A 19,211-nucleotide genomic window follows, 5' to 3' on the forward strand; every position below is an offset into this window, starting at 1 on the left:
ACAACGCCGCACAACCATAAACGGCGCGCAAGATAAACAAAGGAGAGCCCCCTTGCCGAAAGTCCCGATGCTCCGGACCAGCCTCGTCGTGCTTGGTCTCGCCACCGCCCTTTCCGCCTGCTCCTCGGATGAACCGGCCGCTGCAAACAATGGCGCGACTGGCGCGGCGCATGAATCGGATGGCATCTCGGCTGACGGCAAGCGCTTCCTCTCCCAGCCGCTCGTGACGGAGATTTTCACCGCCGATCCTTCGGCCCATGTCTTCAACGGCAAGATCTACGTCTATCCCAGCCATGATGTCGACGCCGGCATCCCGGACGATGACCTGGGCAACCAATATGCCATGCATGACTATCACGTGCTGGAGATGGACAAGATCGGCGGCCCGGTGAAGATCGGCCCGGTCGCGCTGGACGTGAAGGATGTGCCCTGGGCAGCCAAGCAGATGTGGGCACCCGACGCCGCGTTCAAGAATGGCACCTACTATTTGTACTTCCCGGCCAAGGACAAGGACGGCATCTTCCACATCGGCGTGGCGACCAGCAGCACGCCCATGGGTCCGTTCAAGGCCGAGCCCAAGCCGATTGCCGGCAGCTTCTCCATGGACCCCAATGTGTTCACGGACACGGACGGGACCAGCTACATGTATTTCGGCGGCATCTGGGGCGGCCAGCTGCAGAACTGGGCCAAGGGCAAATATGATGCCGCGGTCGGCGTGACCGACCTCAAGGCGGACGACCAGCCGGCCCTCATGCCCAAGGTCGCTAAAATGTCGGCCGATATGAGGAGCTATGCCGAAGCGCCGCGCGACGCCGTGATCCTCGACGAAAAAGGCAAGCCGCTGCTTGGTGGCGACCATGATCGCCGCTTCTTCGAGGGCACATGGATGTACAAGCGCGGCGACACTTACTACCTGACCTACTCGACCGGCGACACGCACTTCCTCGTCTACGCCACGGGCAAGACGCCTTATGGTCCGTTCACCTATCGCGGCAAAATCATGGAGCCGGTGCAGGGCTGGACTACCCACCACTCGATTGTGGACTGGGGCGGCAAGACCTGGCTCTTCTACCACGACACGCAGCTGAGCGGCAAAAACCACCTGCGCAACGTGAAGGTCACCGAGCTGACCTTCAACGCCGACGGCACGATCCAGACGATCAATCCGTTCCGCGACTGACCGGCATGTTCCTCGGCATCGACATCGGCACCTCCGGCGTGAAAGCGGTCGTCATCGACCAGCATGGCGCCGTTGTCGGCCAGGGAACGGCAGCGCTCACCGTGCAACGGCCGCAACCGCTCTGGTCCGAACAGGACCCGGCGGCGTGGTGGGCCGCCACCACCGCAGCCGTGCAGGCCATCGACCCCGCCGTGCGGCGCGCCGTGCTGGGCGTCGGGCTCGCCGGCCAGATGCATGGCGCCACGCTGCTCGGTGCGGACGGTCAGCCGCTGCGTCCCGCGATCCTGTGGAATGACGGGCGCAGCCATGCGGAATGCATCGCGCTGGAAGACAAGACCGACGCCTTCCGCACGATCGGCGGCAACATCGTCATGCCCGGCTTCACCGCACCAAAGCTCGCCTGGGTCGCCCGGCACGAGCCGGAGATCTTCGCCGCCACACGCACCGTGCTGCTGCCCAAGGACTATATCCGCCTGCAAATGACCGGCGACAAAGCCACGGATATGTCCGACGCTGCCGGCACCTTGTGGCTGGATGTTGCCGGGCGGCGCTGGGCGGAAGCACTGCTGGACGCGACCGGACTCAGCCTTGCGCACATGCCGGCGCTGTACGAGGGCACAGAGCTGACCGGCACGTTGCGGGCGGAGGTCGCTCAGCTCTGGGGCATGTCCCCCGTTCCGGTTGCCGCGGGGGGCAGCGATAATGCCGCCGGCGCTGCGGGCATCGGCATCGTCAGCGATGGCGACGGGCTGCTTTCCCTCGGCACATCGGGCGTGATCTTCATCGCCAACGACCAGTTCAAACCCAATCCAGACCGAACCGTGCACGCCTTCTGTCACTGCCTGCCTGCACACTGGCATCAGATGGCCGTGCACCTGTCGGCGGCGTCGTGCATTGACTTTGCTGCACGCCTCTCCGGTGCAGCCGGCGCCGCCGACCTCTTTTCCCGCGCGGAGTCCGTTGGCGCCGCGTGCGGACCGGAACTCTTCCTCCCCTATCTCTCGGGCGAGCGTACGCCGCATAACGACCCGCAGGTGCGCGGCGCCTTCCTCAATCTCGATCATGATAGCGGGCCGGAGCGGCTGGCGCAGGCGGTGCTGGAGGGCGTTGCCTTTGCCTTTGCCGATGGGCTGGATGCGCTGCGCGACGCCGGCAGCGATGTGCAGGAACTGGCCGTGATCGGCGGTGGCGCGCGGTCGCGCTATTGGGGCCAGATCATCGCCGCTGCGCTCGGCACGCGCCTCAACTACCTCAAGGGAGGAGAGGTCGGCCCGGCGATGGGCGCGGCCCGCTTGGCCCAGATCGGCGTGACCGGCGGCGCACCCGCCGACATCTGCACGACGCCGCCGGTCGCCCACGTGATCGAGCCCGACCCGCTGACCGCCGAACGACTGGCCCCCAAGCGCGAGGCCTTCCGCCGCGCCTACCCCGCCATTCGCGCCGCACAGAGCTGACATTCTTGAAACCGACAGGGAGCGCCTGATGGCCACCGACTATTTCGCAGACATTGCCCCCATCACCTATAAAGGCCCGGATACCGACGACGAGCTGGCCTATCGCTGGTATGACAAGGATCGCGTCGTGCTCGGCAAGCGGATGGAGGATCATCTCCGCTTTGCCGTATGCTTCTGGCACACATTCTGCTGGCCGGGCTCGGACGTGTTCGGCGCCGGCACCTTCAACCGCCCCTGGCATGCTGGCGCCAATAACGGCGCCGCTGCGGCCCAGAAGCGCGAAGTCGCCTTCGATTTCTTCAAAAAGCTCGATGTCCCCTTCTACTGCTTCCACGATGTCGACGTGATGGCGCAGGCCGAAAGCGTGGCCGAGCATCGCCGCTACCTCGCCGAGGCCATCGATCATCTGGAAGAGCTGCAGGCTTCGAGCGGGCGCAAGCTGCTGTGGGGCACCGCCAATCTGTTCGGCCATCCCCGCTTTGCTGCCGGCGCCGCGACAAATCCGGACCCGGAAGTCTATGCCTTCGCCGCCATGCAGGTGCGCGATGCGCTGGAGGCGACGCATCGCCTGGGCGGCGTCAACTATGTGCTCTGGGGCGGCCGTGAGGGCTATGAGACGCTGCACAATACCAATCTCAAGCGCGAGCTCGATAATTTCGGGCGCTTCCTGACGCTGGTGGTCGAGCACAAGCACAAGATCGGCTTTTCCGGCACGATCCTCATCGAGCCCAAGCCCCACGAGCCCACCAAGCATCAATATGATTTCGATACGGCCACCGTCTACGGCTTCCTCAAGCGCTATGGCCTCGAGAATGAGGTGAAGGTGAACATCGAGGCGAACCACGCCACGCTCGCCGGCCACACCTTCGAGCATGAGTTGGCAACGGCAGCGGCGCTCGGAATCTTCGGCTCCATCGACGCCAATCGCGGCGACCATCAGAATGGCTGGGATACCGACCAGTTTCCCAATTCCGTGGAAGAACTCACCGTCGCGATGATCGAGGTGATCCGCGCCGGCGGCTTCACCACCGGCGGGTTCAACTTCGATTCCAAGGTCCGCCGCCAGTCGATGGACCCGGTTGACCTGTTCTACGGCCATATCGGCGGCATCGACACGGTGGCGCGTGGCCTGCTGAATGCCGCCGCGATCATCGAGGATGGCCGCATCGATGCCCTGCGCAATCAGCGCTATGCGGGCTGGGATGGCCCGCTCGGCAAGGAGATCGCCGCGCTCGATCTCGCCGGGATCGCCGATCTGGCCGTGACCCGCGCGCTCGACCCCAAGCCTGCCTCCGGCCGGCAGGAGCGGATCGAAAATCTCGTCAATCGCTTCATCTGAGCCATGCCGGACCGGGCGCTTCCTCTTCGCCGGGTCAGGTCACTGATGAGGTGGTCGCTCCGGCGGCCACCTCTTTTTTTGCTATCTTCTCGCCCAGGCGCTAACGAAACCGAAATTGCCGTGCCCATAGATCGGTACGACGAGACGATAACGACGCGGAGCCAAAGCAAGATCGCCCCCTTATCTTATCTGTTGCGGTGACCGCACGATATTGGGAGAGGTCTCGCCCGGTTCCGGATAGGAAGGCGAACAAGTCAGGCGATGGTCACCAACCGCAGTTCCCGCTCGTCCCGTCGGCAGAGCTCTGGGCCCAAGATCGAGGATGTCGCCCGCCTGGCCGGCGTTTCGCCGATGACCGTGAGCCGCGTGATCAACAAGGGCACCAATGTCCGTGAGGACAAGCGCCTGGCGGTCGAGGCTGCGATTGCCGAGCTGAACTACGCGCCCAATATCGCCGCTCGCACGCTTGCCGGCGGGGAGGACACGCGCATCGGGCTGCTCCACTCCAACCCGAGCTTTGCCTATCTCAGTGAGTTTCTGGTCGGCATATTGGCGGAGACCAGCCGCACAGGCGCGCAGTTGATCGTCAAGGAGTGCAATGAGGAAGGCGCAGAGGACAAGGCCATCGAAGCGCTGCTCAAGGGCAGGGTGGATGGGATCGTCCTGCCCCCGCCGCTGAGCGACTCCCCCTCCGTGCTCGCCGTGCTGGAAGGCGCCGGCGTGCCGGTCGTCGCGGTCGCCACTGGGCGCGCGCCGGACTGGGCGCTTTCGGTGAGCATCGATGACAAGGCGGCGGCCCACGCCATGGCCGATCACCTGATCCTGCTCGGGCATCAGCGCATCGGCTTCATCACCGGCCACCCCAACCAGACGGCCAGCGCCGAACGGCTGGAGGGCTATCGCTCCGCGCTGGAGAAGCACGGCATTGCGCCGCAGCCCGAGCTGATCGAGCAGGGCTTCTTCACCTTCCGCTCCGGCCTGGAGGCAGCCACGCGCCTGCTCGATCTGGCCGAGCCGCCAACGGCGATCTTCGCCTCGAACGACGACATGGCCGCAGCTGCGCTCACCGTCGCGCACCGGCGTGGCATCGACGTGCCGCAGAGGCTGACCATCTGCGGCTTCGACGATACCGCTCTGGCGCTCACCAGTTGGCCGGAGCTGACCACGATCCGCCAGCCGATCACCGATATGGCGCAGCAGGCGGTGGCGCTGCTGACGCGGGAAATCCGGATGCGCAACGCCTCATCGAAGGGCGTGGACCATCCCCATGTCGTGACGCCCTACACGCTGATTGCGCGCGAGAGCGACGGCCCCCCGCCCCAGCCCAAGCCCTGAAAAGCGAACAGCCCGGCGACGCCTAAGCGTGACCGGGCCGAGCGTATGATTGGGTGAGCGATCAGCCTTCCATCTGCTCCAGTTCCCGCCCCTTGGTCTCGCGAACCATGGCGCGGACGAAGAAGAAGGAGACGGCGGCAAAGAAGGCATAGCCGAAATAGGCCACCGCAAGGCCGGGGCTGATGACCAGCGAGGGGAAACTCACCGAAACGAGAGCGTTCGCCAGCCACTGCGCCAGCCCCGCCACCGCGAGGCCCGAGCCGCGGATCTGGTTGGGGAACATCTCGCCCAGCATCACCCACATGATCGGCCCCCAGCTCAGGTTGAAGAAGATCACGTAGAGATTGGCCGAAATCAGCGCGATGATGCCATTGCTGCCCGGCAGCACCACGCCGCCATCGGCGCCCGTGACCGCCGTGGAGAAGGCATAGGCCACGATCGCCAGTGTGACGGCCATGCCCGCCGATCCGAAAAGCAGCAGCGGCTTGCGGCCGATCTTGTCCACCAGGAACATGGTGGCGATGCAGGCGGCGATGGAGAGCACGCCCGAGAGGATGTTGGTCTGCAGCGCATAATCCTCCGAGAAGCCGACGGCCTCCCACAAGGTGGCGCCATAATAGAAGACTACATTGATGCCGACGAACTGCTGAAAGATCGCAAGGCCGATGCCGGTCCACACGATCGGCCGGATGCGCCCGGTCGTCTTGTCGATCAGGTCGGAAAGACGGGGGCGATGGTGATCGGCGGCGAGGCTGTCGCGGATCTCGCTCACCTTGCGCGTCGCTTCCTCCGGCCCGAACAGCCGCGAGAGAACGACGTGGGCGCGCTCTTCCTTGCCCTTGACCACCAGATAGCGCGGGCTTTCGGGAATGATCAGCAGCGCCAAGATGTAGATGGCCGCCGGGATCGCCTGCAGCAGGAACATCCAGCGCCAGGCCGGCAGGTTGAACCACAAGGTCGCCGTCGAGCCGCCGGCATAGCGCGCCAGCACGAAGTTGGCGACGAACGCTCCGGTAAGGCCGGTGATGATCATCACCTGCTGGATGCTGGAGAGGCGCCCCCGGATCGAGGCGGGCGTCACCTCGGAAATATAGACCGGCGAAATCACGCTGGCCGCGCCGACGCCGAGGCCACCGATGATCCGCGCCATGATGAACATCGCCGAAGACCCGGCCGCACCGGCCAGAAGCGCGCTGATGAGGAAGAGCAGGCCGGCCAGCATCATCACGCCGCGACGGCCAATGAGGTCGGACATGCGCCCGGCGAGAAACGCGCCCAGCGCGGAGCCGACCAGAATGGCGCCGACATTGATACCGATGCCCAGCGCGCCCAGGTCAAACGCGGATTCCAGCCCTTTTTGGGTGCCGTTGATCACGCCGGAATCATAGCCGAACATGAAGCCACCAATGGTGGCGATGGCCACGATGGCGAATATGAACCCGATGTTGGTTCGCCCGATGGCGTGCGTTTCAGCGCTCATGCCGAGCCCCTCCTCTCTCTCAAAAATTCTGCCGACTCCAGCCGAGGCCGGGACGGCGTTTCTTCTGTCAAATATCTGCCGGGGTAACCGGCAATCCTGCAACCTTGGGATCGAATGCGAAAACGTGGCCGGCCAACGGCTGTGCCTCACGCGCGGCAGCATCCAGACCCTTGTGCGCCGTCGTGGCATAAGCCGTACGCAGATCCGGCCCACCAAAGGCGATCTTGGTGACATTGGCGACCGGGAAGGAGATGGTCTGCATCAGCGAGCCCTGCGGATCGTAGCGCCGCACGCCCCAGCCGCCGAACAAAGCGACCCACAGGCAACCCTCGCTATCCAGCACGGAGCCGTCGGGCCAGCCCGCGCCATTCTCGATGGTGATGAACAGCTCGCCCGCGCCGACCGTGCCGTTCTCATCGACGGGGACTTTCCAGATTTTCCGGCCAAGCGTGTCGGTGTGATAAAGCGTGCGCCCATCTGCGCTGATGGCAGGACCGTTGGTGATCTCGACAGCAGGCACGGCCGTGGCGGCGCACTGCCCACCGGCGAGGCAATAGAGGTACCCGGTTTGCGCGGCTTCGCTGTCGTCCATGCTACCGAACCACAGCCGCCCTTGAGTGTCGGTGGCGGCGTCGTTCAGCCGATTGTCGGGCAGATGCGGCTCGGGATCGTGGAAAAGCGAAAATGCCCCGCTTTGCGGATCGAACCGATGCAGGCCGGTGCGCACGCCGGTCATCATGTCGCCGCTGCGCGTAGGCAGCGCCCAGCCGATCTGGTCCGGCGCATCCCATACCGCCAGCGCGCCGGTGGCCGGCACATGGCCGTAGAGCTTGTGCGCCTTGATATCGACGAACCACAGGGCATCGTCCCACCAGACCGGCCCTTCGCCGAGCTTCATGCCCAGGGGAAGGATCGGCTCGGGCTGCATCTCAGCGCCAGCCCGCGTCGACAAAATATTCATGCCCGCTGCACAGCGCGCCATCATCCGAGGCGAGGAACAGCGCCAGCGCGGCGACATCGCGCGGCTGGATGCGGCGCGGGAGGCACTGGGCCTGCAGGATCTCCGCCTCACCTTCCGGCGTGTACCACTGCTTCTGGCGGGGGGTATCGACATTGCCCGGCACGATGGCGGTCACGCGGATATTGTCGCCGCCCAGATCACGCGCCAGCGCGCGGGTCATGCCCTCCACGCCGGCCTTCGCGGTCTGGTAGAGCACCAACTCGGACATGCCGAGATGCCAGCTCACCGAGCCCAGATTGATGACGGCACCGCCGCCCCGCGCCCGCATCGCCGGAACCACAGCTTGCGCGGCGAAGAATTGATGGCGCAGGTTGGTGGCCATGCGCTCGTCCCAATAATCGGCGGTCACCTCGTCATAGCGGTGGCGGTCGTCATTGGCGGCATTGTTGACCAGCACGTCGAACCCGCCCATCTCGCTCTCCAGCGCGCGGACGGTCCGCTCCAGTTCGGCGACGTTGCGCAGGTCGCAATGGCGAAAGCGCGCGCCGGCGAGATCCCGCGCCAGATCGGCGCCGGCAATGTCGTTGAAATCGAGGAAGGCGACGTGCGCGCCCTGCCCCGCGAAGGCCGCGACGATGGCCGCCCCGATCCCGGTCGCCCCGCCGGTGACCAGCACGTTCTTGCCCGCCAGGCTGGGATAGACGGCGTATTGTGTTTGCTCAGACTTGTTCATGCCGATTCCAGAAGACCGCGCCGCTGCAGATTTGCGTAGAAGGCGCCAATACCCAGCTGCCAGGGTGGTGCATCGCGCGAGGTGACGACCCGGTTGACCAGGCGCCCGAGCTTATCGGACGCGATGGTGACAACATCGCCCACCTTGTGGGTGAAGCCACGCCCCGGCTCGTCGCGGTCCTGCACGGGCGCGAACAGCGTGCCGAGGAACAGCGCAAAGCCATCGGGATATTGATGCTCGCTCAGGGTCTGGCGCACCAGATCGAGCGGATCGCGGCTGATCTCCGCCATGTTGCTGACACCCTCGAGCACGAAACCGTCTTCGCCGGCGATGGTCAGCCGCACTTCGGCACGGCGCACATCATCGATGCTGAAGCTGTCATCGAACAGCCGCACCAGCGGGCCGATGGAACAGGAAGCGTTATTGTCCTTGGCCTTGCCGAGCAGCAGCGCCGAGCGGCCCTCGAAATCGCGGAGATTGACGTCATTGCCAAGCGTCGCGCCGACGACGGCGCCGAGGCTGTCCGCCAGCAGCACGATCTCCGGCTCAGGATTGTTCCACGCAGAATCCGAGCGGATGCCGATCGCGGCGCGGGGCCCCACAGTAGAGAGCACCGGCGACTTGGTGAACACCTCCGCATCCGGGCCGATGGCGACCTCCAGATATTGCGACCACAGCCCATCCTCGATCAGTGCCTCCTTGAGCGAGGCGGCTTCTGGCGTGCCGGGCTGGACGGAGCGGATTTGCCCGCCAATGCGCGACTCCAGCCGCTCGCGGATCGACGCCGCCCGGCTCCAGTCGCCCCGCGCCCGCTCCTCGATCACCCGCTCGATAGCGGAAAGAGCGAAGGTGACGCCGCAAGCCTTGACGCACTGTAGATCGACGGGGCTGAGCAAGCGCGTGGATGCAGGATCAAAATGGCCCAGCGACGTGCCGCCAGCGCCTGAAAAATCGCCGCTTTCCACAAGGGCCGAGACGGTCGGCCAGACGTGCGCCATATCGAGCAGTTCACCCTGCCGGACGAGCACGGGGCTCGGGCCATCGCCAAAATCGGCTCGCCCCAGAAACATACCCTCTTCCCAATCGACGGGCAGCATCGGGCCGGACTCGTCTGGATGTATCACTTCCTCTCCCTCGCCCCGAGGGCGCCCCTGTGTGTTAGCGCTATCAAGAGCTATTGCGCTTGTTTGTCAAGAGGGGCTACTCCTGCGCCTCTAACGCGTTGACAAGAGAGACGATGACACCCGGCCCCATCCTCTGTTTCGGCGAACTGCTGCTCCGCCTCTCCGCCGTACCCGGCGAGAGCCTGTTCCAGAGCGAGCGGCTGGATGCGCGATTCGTCGGCGCGGAAGCCAATGTCGCGGTGGCGCTGGCGCGACTGGGCATCCCGAGCGCGTTGCTCACCGCTCTCCCGCTGGGGCCGGTCGGCGACGCGGCGCTGGACGCATTGCGCCGGCCCGGCGTGGACGTGCGCCATGTGCAGCGCCAGCCGGGACGGATGGGGCTGTTCTATCTCATGCCGGGGAGCGGCCTGCGCGCACCCGCGATCAGCTATGATCGCGCCGGCAGCAGCCTCGCGATCACCCCCGCCGAGCGTTATGACTGGGCCGCGGCGCTGGAGGGGGCGGCCATGCTGCATCTTTCCGGCATCATCCCCGCCCTCTCGCCTGACGCTCCCAAATTGTCCCTCGCGGCGATGGAAGCGGCGAAGGCCGCCGGCATTCCGATCTCCTTCGACGGGAATTTCCGCGCGACGCTCTGGGAAAGCTGGTGCGACAATCCCGCGCCGATCCTCGCCCGCCATGTCGAGATGGCCGATCTGTTCTTCGGCAGCGCGCGGGACATCGCGATGCTGCTCGGCCAGCCCTTCGATGCGCAGGACGTGGACGGGCGCCGCGCCGCTGCCCAGGCAGCCTTCGCGCGCTTCCCCAATCTGCGCCACATCGCCTCCACCCATCGCGTGGTCACACATGCCGGGCTCCATCACCTTTGCGCCCGCCTCGATACACCGGATGACAGCTTCGAGACGCAAGCGATTGAAGTCAGCGGAATCGTTGACCGGATCGGCACTGGCGATGCGTTCGCCGCCGGCGTGATCGCGCATCTCGATGCCGGCATCGCCACCGCAGCCGAACGCGGCCTTGCGCTCTGTGTGCTCAATCATTTCGTTCATGGCGATTTCAGCTCGATCAGCGCGGAGGAACTCGCCGCATTCCGCCCCGGCCAAACCGGCGACGTCCGCCGATGAGAAAGCGAGCATCCCTGTGAAACCATGGTTCGATCAGATCGCCGACATGCCGCTGGTGGCGATCCTGCGCGGCCTCACCCCCGAGGAGGCCCCCGCGATCGGGGTGGCGCTCATCGAGGCAGGTCTGCGCTGCATCGAGGTGCCGCTCAATTCGCCGCGCCCGCTGGAGAGCATCGCCGCCCTCGCCCGCCTGCCCGGCGGCGCGCTCATCGGGGCCGGTACCGTGCTGAGCGTGGACGCGGTGGATCAGGTCGCGCAGGCGGGCGGGCGCGTCATCGTCTCGCCCAACATGAATCCGCAGGTAATCCGCCGCACCAAGGCGCTCGGCCTGCTTTCCATGCCCGGCATCGCAACCCCGAGCGAGGCCTTCGCTGCTATCGATGCCGGGGCCGATGTGCTCAAGCTCTTCCCCGCGGAGATGCACAGCCCGGCGGTGCTCAAGGCGATGAAGGCGGTGCTGCCGGCCGACATTCCCGTGCTGGTGGTGGGCGGCATCGGGCCGGACAATATGGCCGCATGGCGCAGCGCCGGTGCTGCCGGGTTCGGCATTGGATCATCGATCTATCAGCCAGGCCTGGATATGGCGCAGGTCCGCCAGCGGGCCGATGCCATGGTCACGGCGTGGCGCGCCCTTGAGAACTGAGCGCCTGAGGCGGCGTGTTCGGCAAAACCCTGCCCCACCCCCGCCGTCACCCCGGGCTTGACCCGGGGTCCAGCTTCCTTCCGGACCGACTTCTCGCCAGGATCTTGCCAGACGAAATGCGCCGGAACAGGTTAGCTGGACCCCGGGTCAAGCCCGGGGTGACGGTTGGAGGGGTGGTTAGTCTCACCCCTGCTTACCGCTCCGCGTTCGCCAACTCATGCGCAGCGTTCGCCAGTTCGATAAATCCCGCGCCGGCCGAGATCACATATTCATTCTGCCCCCAGAAGAACGGCCAGTCCTCATGGTTCTCCGGAAAATCCGGTCTGATGATCAGCGCACCGGGCACAACCCCGCCAGCGATGAAGCTGAAGTCCGCGCGATTCGTCCCGTAGGCCACTTCCTTGGATCGCGCGCCAACGGCCGAGACGAAAGAAATATCCGAGCCAGGATGGTTGCCGAGTAGATAATCGATGCTGCGAAACACCGCATCGGGCTTGACGATCTCGGGAAAGGCCTTGTGCAGCGCATAAGCGGCGAGGCCATAGTCGATCACCCCTTCATTCCCCGCCCAGCCGCCTTCCGAGATCGGCACGCCATAGGGATTGGCGGCGGCGATCTTGTCGCTCTGCGCGGCCCATTGCCGCACGAGCGGCTCCATCGCCGTGCGGTAGGAAGGCGGCATGAACGGCAGGGCTTCGATTGCCAGCGCGGCCTGAAAGCCGAAGAATTTTGAGACGGACGGCCGCAGCGCCTCGATCTGTGCCGCGTAGCGCTTGTCCCGCGTGGTCTTGAGCAACTGCACGGCGGCCGCGAACTGCTCGGCTTCGAGCGGCCCGCCGGTCGTATTGCCATGCTGGAAGACATGAGGCGGATGGCTCTGCTCCTCGGCCCACACCCGCGTCGCAATGGCCAATGCCTTGGCGGAGAGCACCGGGTCCAGCGTCTTAAGGGCGCGACTGGCCGCAGCCAGCGCCGCAATCGAACCGTAATTGAGGGCCGAGGACCGGCTGGTGAACGCCCAGCGATCATCGGGCGTGCCGCTGCGGTCCCCCTTCACCTCATAAGGCTTGAGTGCCGGATCATAAATCTTGCCGTCGGTCTTGGTCACGGCGTCGCCAAGATGCGTGTACTGCCCCACATCGGGCTCCACGATCCCGTGGATCGCATGGCCCACCGCATCGAATTGCGCGACGAGCTGGAGCGTGCCGTGGCGGATTTGCTGGAGCAGGTCGGGCTGACCATCCGGCACATGGATTTCCACGCGCCGTGTGGCACCATCCACGCTGGTCGTGTCGCGATCCAGCCCGAAGCCCTCCCAGCTCCGCACCATGGAGCGTATCACGGCATATTGCGTCTGCGTGCGGATGTCATAGTCGCCGGCATCGTACCATCCGCCGATGTTGAGGCCGGGAATATGCTCGCCGGGCTTGAACCGCGTATCGGTGGTCGGACCCTGCGCATACAGGTCGATATGCTCATGATTGAGCGGCGCCTGCCGGGCATCGTCCTGGTGGGACTCGCCGTGCCAGATCCGATAGGCCTCGTTGACGGTCACATGGTCCATCGCCACCGGGAAGTAGACGTCCAGTGTCGGATGCCAGGCATCGGCAAACAGATCCTGCGCGATGCGGAACGGGGCGGTCCTACTGTCGCCATAGGCCAGCCGATAGAGCCCCGGCGCGCGCACGGCGCTGAAGTCGAAGCGCAGATAGCGATAGCGCAGATAATCCCCCGCTTCGGCCGGCGTGCTGCTGAGAACGGGCACTTCCTGCCCCGAAGGCTCGACGCGCAGAAGCTGCGCCTGCGGCCGACGGGTGTCGGCGCGGTCGATCTCGATCGTCGCGACCTTCGCCTGCCCCGGCGTGTAGCCCAGCTGAGAATGGCCGATGGATGGCGGCCGTAGCCAGCCGGGCGCGCTGGTCGGCGAGAGGGTCCACTGCACCACCACGCCCGTCTTGCCCGCCGGCAGCAGCGACCGCAGGACGAACCAGCCATTCTGCGCCTGATTGCGCCCATCATACAGCGCGATAGGCGTCTGCGAGCGGAGGCGGACCCGGCGCGCGGCATCGGACGGCGCGAGGACGATGTCACTGCCCTGAGTCAGAGGGAGCGGTTCGGCACCGGGGCCATCGCTGCGTCCGCTCGCAGGATTACGCTCCGGCGTCCGCACCATCGCGCTGGCCGGATAACGTGGGAAGGCGCCGGCCTTGCCATCCACCATGAAGGCATTGTGGTAGTAAGCCGAGGGCAGGAACTCCAAATTCAGCCCCGCCTTGCCCACCAGCGCCGCCGGCAAGGCGCGCGGCAATTCGACGGTCAGGAGAAGGTCGGCGCCGCGCGGAACGGCGCGGATGATGTAGCGGAAATCATGCTCGGGATATTCCAGAACGGCCTCGATGGTGCCGGTCCGCGCATCAACCTTGCGTTCGATCATCCGCCCGATGGCATCCCACTGGCCCGGCGTGGCGGAGAGGCGGACATCGCCATTGGTCGCGATCCGCCGATCCTGCTGGATGATCTCCACCCCGCTGATCTTCGAGTCGGCGAACAGCCCGTCATACCAGTTGCTGAACACCAGCACATTGGCGGCCGGCGCCTCGAAATAGCCCGAGTCACCAAGCCGCAGGGCCGGTTCCTCGCCATGCGCAGCGGGCATCACCGAAGCCATAAAAACTACGACAAAAGACCCAAGCAAAGCTGCGCGCCTCATCCCATCCCTCCTGATTTTGTTAACGCTAACATAATAGCGTGATTTTTAGGTTGGCAACAAAATTGTGCAATAACGTTAACTTACAGACTTCCCGGCGGCGCTCAGAGATTGAAACTGCGGGCTATTTTTGTCTGACAAGTTGACGTTTGAAGAAATCAACGATTATCCTGCTGCCATCGCATCGGGGGACTCGCAGGTTCGCCGCAATGTCGTATCGAGGAGCAGGCAGGCAGTCGGCCTATCGACCGCCGCTGAACCGGGGAGGAAAGTCTTGAACATCTCGATTCGTCATGCGTCCGTTCACGCCGTGCTGTCTGCGATGGCCCTGGCCGTCGTGTTTCCTGCCGCCCTGTCACCTGCCGCCGCGCAGGATGCGACCGTTACCGCCATTCCCGCGCCGGCCGAGCCGGGCGCCATTCCGCTCGGCACCGGCCCGGTCAAGGGCGCCACGGCGCCCGAAAGCTGGTTCCGGCAATATGGCGTGCCGATGGCCCGCAATGTCTCCACCGCCACGGTTACACCGGTGCTGCCGGCACCGGGCAAGGCCAATGGCACCGCGGTCATCGTCGCACCAGGCGGCGCCTTCCTGCTGCTCTCCATGGAGAATGAAGGCTGGCAGGTCGCCCGGGCGCTGGCAGACCGGGGCATCACGGCTTTCGTGCTCAAATATCGCCTGCGGCCCACGCCGCCCGCGCTTGCCGATTTCGACCGCCAGTTGCGCGCTGCCTTCGCCAGTGTCGGCCGGGCGGAGACGCGCTCCAGCCCGGACGAGGCCGTGGCCGGCCTGCCGGAGCAGATCGCCGATGCCGTCGCCGCGATCACACTGGTGCGCGCGCGGTCCGCCGAGTGGGGGATCGATCCCAAGCGCGTCGGCATGATGGGCTTTTCCGCCGGGGCCATGACGACGATGGTCACGACCCTCGCCCGCCCCGATCTCGACTTGGCGTTCATCGCGCCCATCTACGGCTCGATGGAGCGGGTGACCGTGCCCGCCGACGCGCCGCCGCTCTTCGGCGTCATCGCCTCGGATGATCCCCTGTTCGCCAAAAAGGGCTTCGGCCTGCTCGATGCCTGGCAGGAGGCCGGAAAACCGGTTGAATTCCACCTCTACGAGCGCGGCGGCCACGGTTTCGGCCTCGGCAAGGAAGGCACGACCAGCACCGGCTGGCTGGATGCCTTTGTAGCGTGGCTGGACATGCACGGGCTGCTGAAACCGTCCTGACCTGCCCCGCAGGTCTCTTCCCGGGCTGGGCACGCCGCAGCCCACCCTTGAAGGAATGACCATGATAGCGTCCAAGGCCATATCCCATGTGCGTTGCTGCCTCGCCTCGCTGATCCTGTTGGGCACCCTGCCGGGCGTCGCAAGCGCGGCGGAGGGCGCGGGCACCCTCGCGCCCTATTTCACGCCAGCCGGACGCGCCTCGGCCAGACCGGATGCGGACGGGTTCATCCGCCGCTGGCTGATCCTGGAGCCGATCGCCAAGCCCAACCGCACCAACACGGTGTTTACCGGCAGCTATGTGCGCAAGACGCTGACCGCCTATCCCTTTCCCAACCAGACCAGCGGCCTGCCACGCGCGGGTGAGACTGTGACCGTGGAAGGGCAGACACTCGCCTGGCATGCGCTCGATTCCAGTGCGTTCGACGTGAAGCTGTTCAATTTCGCCCAGTCGCTGGGCAAGACCAAATATGGCGTGATCTTCCATGTCGCGACCGTCGTGGACAGCCCGCGCGACATGCAGGTGCGCATGGCCGTCGGCTCCAACTCCGCCTCCATGTGGTGGGTGAACGGAGCCGAGACCGCCGTCCTGTTCAACGATCGCCGCATGGTGATGGATGATGTGGTCTCGCGCCGCATCACCCTGAAAAAGGGCCGCAACATCATTCGCGGCGCGGTCATCAACGGGCCGGGCCTGAGCGACTATTGCGTCCGCTTCATCGATGAAGCCGGACGCGGCGTCACCGATCTTGCGGTGACCACGCTCTGACCGAGCCGCACCCCAGCTCCTCCCCTCTCCCTCTTCGCCCAACCGAGGTGATCGCATGAACCGCACCGTCGCAGCCACCGGCCTCGCCCTTGCCCTCCTGCTCCAGAGTCCCGCCAGCGCGCAGCTTGAGGGCGAACCCTATATCCACGATCCGTCCACCATCACTTATTCGGACGGCAAATATTACACCTTCGGTACCGGTCAGGGCGGCCTCGTCTCCGACGATGGCTGGACGTGGCGCAGCGGCGGCGATCGGCCGGGCGGTGGCGTGGCGCCGGATGTCATCAAGATCGGCGATCGCTATTACGTCTCCTACGCCGTCGGTGGCGGCGGCATGTCCGGCGGCCATGCCAGCGACGTGAAGATGATGTGGACCAAATCCCTCGATCCCGCCTCGCCCGACTTTGGCTATCATGAAGTGGGCATAGTCGCCTCCAGCGACGGCAAGGAGAATCTCGACGCCATCGATCCCGCTTTCCTCTATGTCGATGGCCGGCTGTGGCTGAGCTATGGCACCTATTTCGGCGCGATCCAGATGATCGAGTTGGACCCGGCCACCGGCGCGCGCAAGGCCGGCAACAAGCCGGTGGATATCGCCATCGACATGGAAGCCACCGCCCTGCTCCACCGCGATGGCTGGTATTATCTGCTCGGCACCCACGGCACCTGCTGCGACGGCCCCAATTCCACCTACCACATCCGCGTCGGCCGCTCACGCGATCCGCTTGGGCCTTATGTGGATCATATGGGCATTCCGCTGCTCAAGGGGGGCGGCAAGATGGTCGTCAACGCGCGCGGACGGGACATCGGCCCCGGCCACTTCGGGCAGATCGACCTGGGCGAAGGGGTCGAGAAGTTCTCGATGCACTATGAGATCGACATGAACCGAGGCCGCAGCGTGCTCGGCATCCGCCCCCTGCTGTGGAAGGATGGCTGGCCCGTCGCGGGCGACAATATCGCCGAGGGCACCTATGAGATCGAGGCCGAGCGCAGCGGATATGCCCTCCAGCTTACCGCCGACTTCGTGCGGATCGATTTTGACGCCCGACGCAGCTTCTTCGCCCCGCCCGGCACACCGCCTGTCAACGTACCCGACCAGACCTTGGGGCAGGTCGAACCCGGCTGGCCGCCCGCAGCCGTGCCCGTCGATCTGGGCGACTATATGGTTCGCCCCCAGCAGCTCTGGACCGTCGCCCCGGTGCCGGGCGCGGGCGGCGTGATGGGTGCGCCTTATTACAAGATCGTCATTTCCGGCACGCAACGGACGCTTGCGGCGACGGCCACCGGTGAGGTGGAAGCGGTGCCGGCCTTCACCGGCGCGCCCGAGCAGCTCTGGCGCATCGACCAGCTCACCGACGGCACGTACCGGATCATGCCGAAGGCGACGCCTGGCACGGGCGAAGCACGCGCCCTCGTTGCCATCGGCGGTACTACGCCGGCGCTGGTCAAGTTCGATCCCGAGAGTCCGGCCGGCCGCTGGACGTTCAAGAAGCCCTGAAGATCGGTGTCAGGCGACCCGACGCAACCTTAAGCCATCATGATCCGTTGGAGGAGACCGGACGCGCTCGTCCGGCTTTTTCAGGAGGCTCCCAATGGCTGAGATGACACTCGATGACCTGTCCGAGAAGATGGGCAAGATCGATTTCGGGATGCTCTCCACGCGCACGGAGGGCGGCGCGCTAGCCAGCCGGCCTATGAGCAATAATGGTGAGGTCGCCTGGCGCGGCGACAGCTTCTTCTTCACCTATGAGGCGGCGCGCACCATCGCCGATATCGAGCGCGATCCCGAGGTCGGCCTCACCTTCACCGGCGCGGTCGGGCTGCTGGGCGGACCCCCGCTGTTCATCGCCGTCGAGGGTCGCGCGGAGCTGATCCGCGACAAGGCGCACTTCGCCGAGCATTGGAACAAAGATCTCGAACGCTGGTTCGAGCAGGGCATCGACACGCCGGATCTGGTCATGATCCAGGTCCGCGCCCGTCGCATCCATTATTGGAACGGCAGCGACGAGGGGGAAGTCCCCCTCTGATCCGAACGGGCGCCGCGGTTGCCCGCGACGCCCGTTCCTACGCCGTCAGCTGAAAGCGAGCGCCACCTTGCGCCGCCGCATGGTGCTGCCGATCAGCGCGAAGCCTCCCAGCATCATCGCCCAAGTCGCCGGCTCCGGCACCGATCCGGCATAGCTCAGCTTGACGAGATAGGACTGGTTCGGCCCGTCGCCATCGTCGCTCACGAGGTAGATGTTGCCGGCATCGTCGAGGGTCAGGCCCTCGAACTTGCCGCCCTGGTTGGCCGGGTCGACTAGCGATTTGAAGCCGGAGAGATCATAGCTGCTCACGACCTGGCCGGCCTGCGTCACCTCGAGCAGGTTGAACGAGCGGCCGCTGAGGATCAGCAGATTGTCGCCGAACGGCGTCGCGGAGAAGATGCCGTTGGAGAGCACCGCGATGTCAGACAGACGGTCGAGGCCCGGCAGCGCCGCAATATCGAACAGCTCGGTGACCGTCGCCGTCTCCGTACCGAAATTGGCGCCGGAGATCTTCCAGATCGTCTCCGGGCTGCGTTCCTTCACGCCGAAAAAGTCGCCAGTCACCTTGTTGTAGGCAATGCCCTCCAGGCCGCTGTTGCCGGCATCGGGGCCGACGCTGATCGTCGGCGCATCCGGATAAGCTGTGTAGGTGCGGGTCGTGCCGTCCACGCCAGTCTGGCTGAGCAGCGCGATATCCTGATAGCGCTCCTCGGCGACGACATATTGGCCATTGCCCACATAAGTGAGACCCTCGGCGTCGCATTGGGAAGAGCCGAGCGAGAGGCAGCCGGAGAGGATGATGGTGGCGGTCTTGTTGCCATTCAGATCATATTCGCCCCAGATGTTCGTACCGTCATCCTCTTCCTCGTCATTGGTGACCATCAGCGTGCGCGTGTCCCAGTTATAAGCAACCGCGCTGGCTTCCTTGGTGTCGATCGCTTTGCTGAAGCCGACGACATAATTGTCGAGCAGGCCAGCCGCGTGGGAAGACGCAGCAGAAAAGGCGAACATCGCAATGCCCGCACGCAGGAACATCATCTTCATGGCAACCTCCGAATCATGCCCTCCCCCATGGAGGTCGCCCGCCTATCGGAGGCGCGAATGACAGGATGA

Annotated in this window: 16 protein-coding genes; 10 read left to right on the forward strand and 6 right to left on the reverse strand. The window is 65.3% G+C overall.

All coding sequences use genetic code 11. From position 1 onward, the window contains the following. The first annotated feature begins 67 nt into the window (after window positions 1–67). The 4 genes from M2339_RS08605 (at window position 68) to M2339_RS08620 (ending at window position 5,308) form a co-directional block, all read left to right on the forward strand. Window positions 68–1,180 carry a glycoside hydrolase family 43 protein gene (locus M2339_RS08605; RefSeq protein ID WP_264588329.1) on the forward strand — a complete coding sequence of 371 codons (1,113 nt, stop codon included), beginning with the start codon at window positions 68–70 and terminating at the stop codon, window positions 1,178–1,180. A gap of 5 nt (window positions 1,181–1,185) precedes the next feature. Further along, window positions 1,186–2,634: a xylulokinase gene (xylB, locus tag M2339_RS08610; RefSeq protein ID WP_264586893.1), complete on the forward strand. Its 1,449-nt coding sequence runs from the start codon at window positions 1,186–1,188 to the stop codon at window positions 2,632–2,634. 28 nt (window positions 2,635–2,662) lie between these two features. Further along, the gene (gene xylA / locus M2339_RS08615; protein ID WP_264586892.1) at window positions 2,663–3,973 is read left to right on the forward strand and encodes a xylose isomerase; all 1,311 of its coding nucleotides are present in this window, start codon (window positions 2,663–2,665) and stop codon (window positions 3,971–3,973) included. Window positions 3,974–4,234: 261 nt separating this feature from the next. After that, complete coding sequence (locus M2339_RS08620) at window positions 4,235–5,308, forward strand: LacI family DNA-binding transcriptional regulator (protein WP_264586891.1); 1,074 nt, start codon at window positions 4,235–4,237, stop codon at window positions 5,306–5,308. Window positions 5,309–5,369: 61 nt separating this feature from the next. Here M2339_RS08620 and M2339_RS08625 read toward each other — a convergent pair whose 3' ends face one another. The 4 genes from M2339_RS08625 to M2339_RS08640 all read right to left on the reverse strand — a co-directional run bounded on the left by M2339_RS08625 (window position 5,370) and on the right by M2339_RS08640 (window position 9,579). Continuing rightward, the gene (locus M2339_RS08625) at window positions 5,370–6,788 is read right to left on the reverse strand and encodes a sugar porter family MFS transporter (RefSeq protein ID WP_264579294.1); all 1,419 of its coding nucleotides are present in this window, start codon (window positions 6,786–6,788) and stop codon (window positions 5,370–5,372) included. 67 nt (window positions 6,789–6,855) lie between these two features. Next, window positions 6,856–7,749, reverse strand: coding sequence for an SMP-30/gluconolactonase/LRE family protein (locus M2339_RS08630; RefSeq protein ID WP_264606300.1), 894 nt, complete (start codon window positions 7,747–7,749; stop codon window positions 6,856–6,858). Further along, window positions 7,718–8,482: an SDR family NAD(P)-dependent oxidoreductase gene (locus M2339_RS08635; RefSeq protein ID WP_264574820.1), complete on the reverse strand. Its 765-nt coding sequence runs from the start codon at window positions 8,480–8,482 to the stop codon at window positions 7,718–7,720. The genes M2339_RS08630 and M2339_RS08635 overlap by 32 nt, the downstream gene beginning before the upstream one ends. Next, window positions 8,479–9,579 (reverse strand): fumarylacetoacetate hydrolase family protein, encoded by a 1,101-nt coding sequence (locus M2339_RS08640; protein ID WP_264588328.1) that lies wholly within the window; start codon window positions 9,577–9,579, stop codon window positions 8,479–8,481. Before M2339_RS08640 ends, M2339_RS08635 begins: the two co-directional genes overlap by 4 nt. Before the next feature lie 140 nt (window positions 9,580–9,719). On the opposite strand from M2339_RS08640, the gene M2339_RS08645 reads away from it, so the two are divergent. Together M2339_RS08645 and M2339_RS08650 are read left to right on the forward strand one after the other, a co-directional pair. Next, the gene (locus M2339_RS08645) at window positions 9,720–10,730 is read left to right on the forward strand and encodes a sugar kinase (protein WP_264586889.1); all 1,011 of its coding nucleotides are present in this window, start codon (window positions 9,720–9,722) and stop codon (window positions 10,728–10,730) included. 46 nt (window positions 10,731–10,776) lie between these two features. Then, complete coding sequence (locus M2339_RS08650; RefSeq protein ID WP_264588327.1) at window positions 10,777–11,373, forward strand: 2-dehydro-3-deoxy-6-phosphogalactonate aldolase; 597 nt, start codon at window positions 10,777–10,779, stop codon at window positions 11,371–11,373. Between the two features lie 193 nt (window positions 11,374–11,566). Here the strand turns inward: M2339_RS08650 and M2339_RS08655 are convergent, their stop codons facing one another. Further along, window positions 11,567–14,029 (reverse strand): glycoside hydrolase family 9 protein, encoded by a 2,463-nt coding sequence (locus M2339_RS08655; protein WP_264586888.1) that lies wholly within the window; start codon window positions 14,027–14,029, stop codon window positions 11,567–11,569. Window positions 14,030–14,354: 325 nt separating this feature from the next. Between M2339_RS08655 and M2339_RS08660 the strand changes: the two genes are divergently transcribed. From M2339_RS08660 to M2339_RS08675, 4 genes are all read left to right on the forward strand, one after another. Beyond that, window positions 14,355–15,305, forward strand: coding sequence for an alpha/beta hydrolase (locus M2339_RS08660; protein ID WP_413714786.1), 951 nt, complete (start codon window positions 14,355–14,357; stop codon window positions 15,303–15,305). Window positions 15,306–15,366: 61 nt separating this feature from the next. Next, window positions 15,367–16,071 (forward strand): acetylxylan esterase, encoded by a 705-nt coding sequence (locus M2339_RS08665; RefSeq protein ID WP_264586887.1) that lies wholly within the window; start codon window positions 15,367–15,369, stop codon window positions 16,069–16,071. 55 nt (window positions 16,072–16,126) lie between these two features. Next, entirely contained in the window at window positions 16,127–17,569 is a 1,443-nt protein-coding gene (locus M2339_RS08670; protein ID WP_264586886.1) for a family 43 glycosylhydrolase, read from the forward strand. Window positions 17,570–17,663: 94 nt separating this feature from the next. Beyond that, window positions 17,664–18,098, forward strand: coding sequence for a pyridoxamine 5'-phosphate oxidase family protein (locus M2339_RS08675; RefSeq protein WP_264579304.1), 435 nt, complete (start codon window positions 17,664–17,666; stop codon window positions 18,096–18,098). A gap of 45 nt (window positions 18,099–18,143) precedes the next feature. Here M2339_RS08675 and M2339_RS08680 read toward each other — a convergent pair whose 3' ends face one another. Then, window positions 18,144–19,142 (reverse strand): SdiA-regulated domain-containing protein, encoded by a 999-nt coding sequence (locus M2339_RS08680; protein ID WP_264586885.1) that lies wholly within the window; start codon window positions 19,140–19,142, stop codon window positions 18,144–18,146. Between the last annotated feature and the right edge of the window lie 69 nt (window positions 19,143–19,211).

This window comes from Sphingobium sp. B2D3C (assembly GCF_025961835.1).
Lineage (GTDB): Bacteria > Pseudomonadota > Alphaproteobacteria > Sphingomonadales > Sphingomonadaceae > Sphingobium.

Bases quoted from the DNA above. Each gene is read 5' to 3' on its own strand.
- M2339_RS08605 (WP_264588329.1), top strand. From the start codon at position 68: ATGCTCCGGACCAGCCTCGTCGTGCTTGGTCTCGCCACCGCCCTTTCC.
- xylB (WP_264586893.1), top strand. From the start codon at position 1,186: ATGTTCCTCGGCATCGACATCGGCACCTCCGGCGTGAAAGCGGTCGTC.
- xylA (WP_264586892.1), top strand. From the start codon at position 2,663: ATGGCCACCGACTATTTCGCAGACATTGCCCCCATCACCTATAAAGGC.
- M2339_RS08620 (WP_264586891.1), top strand. From the start codon at position 4,235: ATGGTCACCAACCGCAGTTCCCGCTCGTCCCGTCGGCAGAGCTCTGGG.
- M2339_RS08625 (WP_264579294.1), bottom strand. From the start codon at position 6,788: ATGAGCGCTGAAACGCACGCCATCGGGCGAACCAACATCGGGTTCATA.
- M2339_RS08630 (WP_264606300.1), bottom strand. From the start codon at position 7,749: ATGAATATTTTGTCGACGCGGGCTGGCGCTGAGATGCAGCCCGAGCCG.
- M2339_RS08635 (WP_264574820.1), bottom strand. From the start codon at position 8,482: ATGAACAAGTCTGAGCAAACACAATACGCCGTCTATCCCAGCCTGGCG.
- M2339_RS08640 (WP_264588328.1), bottom strand. From the start codon at position 9,579: ATGCTGCCCGTCGATTGGGAAGAGGGTATGTTTCTGGGGCGAGCCGAT.
- M2339_RS08645 (WP_264586889.1), top strand. From the start codon at position 9,720: ATGACACCCGGCCCCATCCTCTGTTTCGGCGAACTGCTGCTCCGCCTC.
- M2339_RS08650 (WP_264588327.1), top strand. From the start codon at position 10,777: ATGCCGCTGGTGGCGATCCTGCGCGGCCTCACCCCCGAGGAGGCCCCC.
- M2339_RS08655 (WP_264586888.1), bottom strand. From the start codon at position 14,029: ATGCCCGCTGCGCATGGCGAGGAACCGGCCCTGCGGCTTGGTGACTCG.
- M2339_RS08665 (WP_264586887.1), top strand. From the start codon at position 15,367: ATGATAGCGTCCAAGGCCATATCCCATGTGCGTTGCTGCCTCGCCTCG.
- M2339_RS08670 (WP_264586886.1), top strand. From the start codon at position 16,127: ATGAACCGCACCGTCGCAGCCACCGGCCTCGCCCTTGCCCTCCTGCTC.
- M2339_RS08675 (WP_264579304.1), top strand. From the start codon at position 17,664: ATGGCTGAGATGACACTCGATGACCTGTCCGAGAAGATGGGCAAGATC.
- M2339_RS08680 (WP_264586885.1), bottom strand. From the start codon at position 19,142: ATGAAGATGATGTTCCTGCGTGCGGGCATTGCGATGTTCGCCTTTTCT.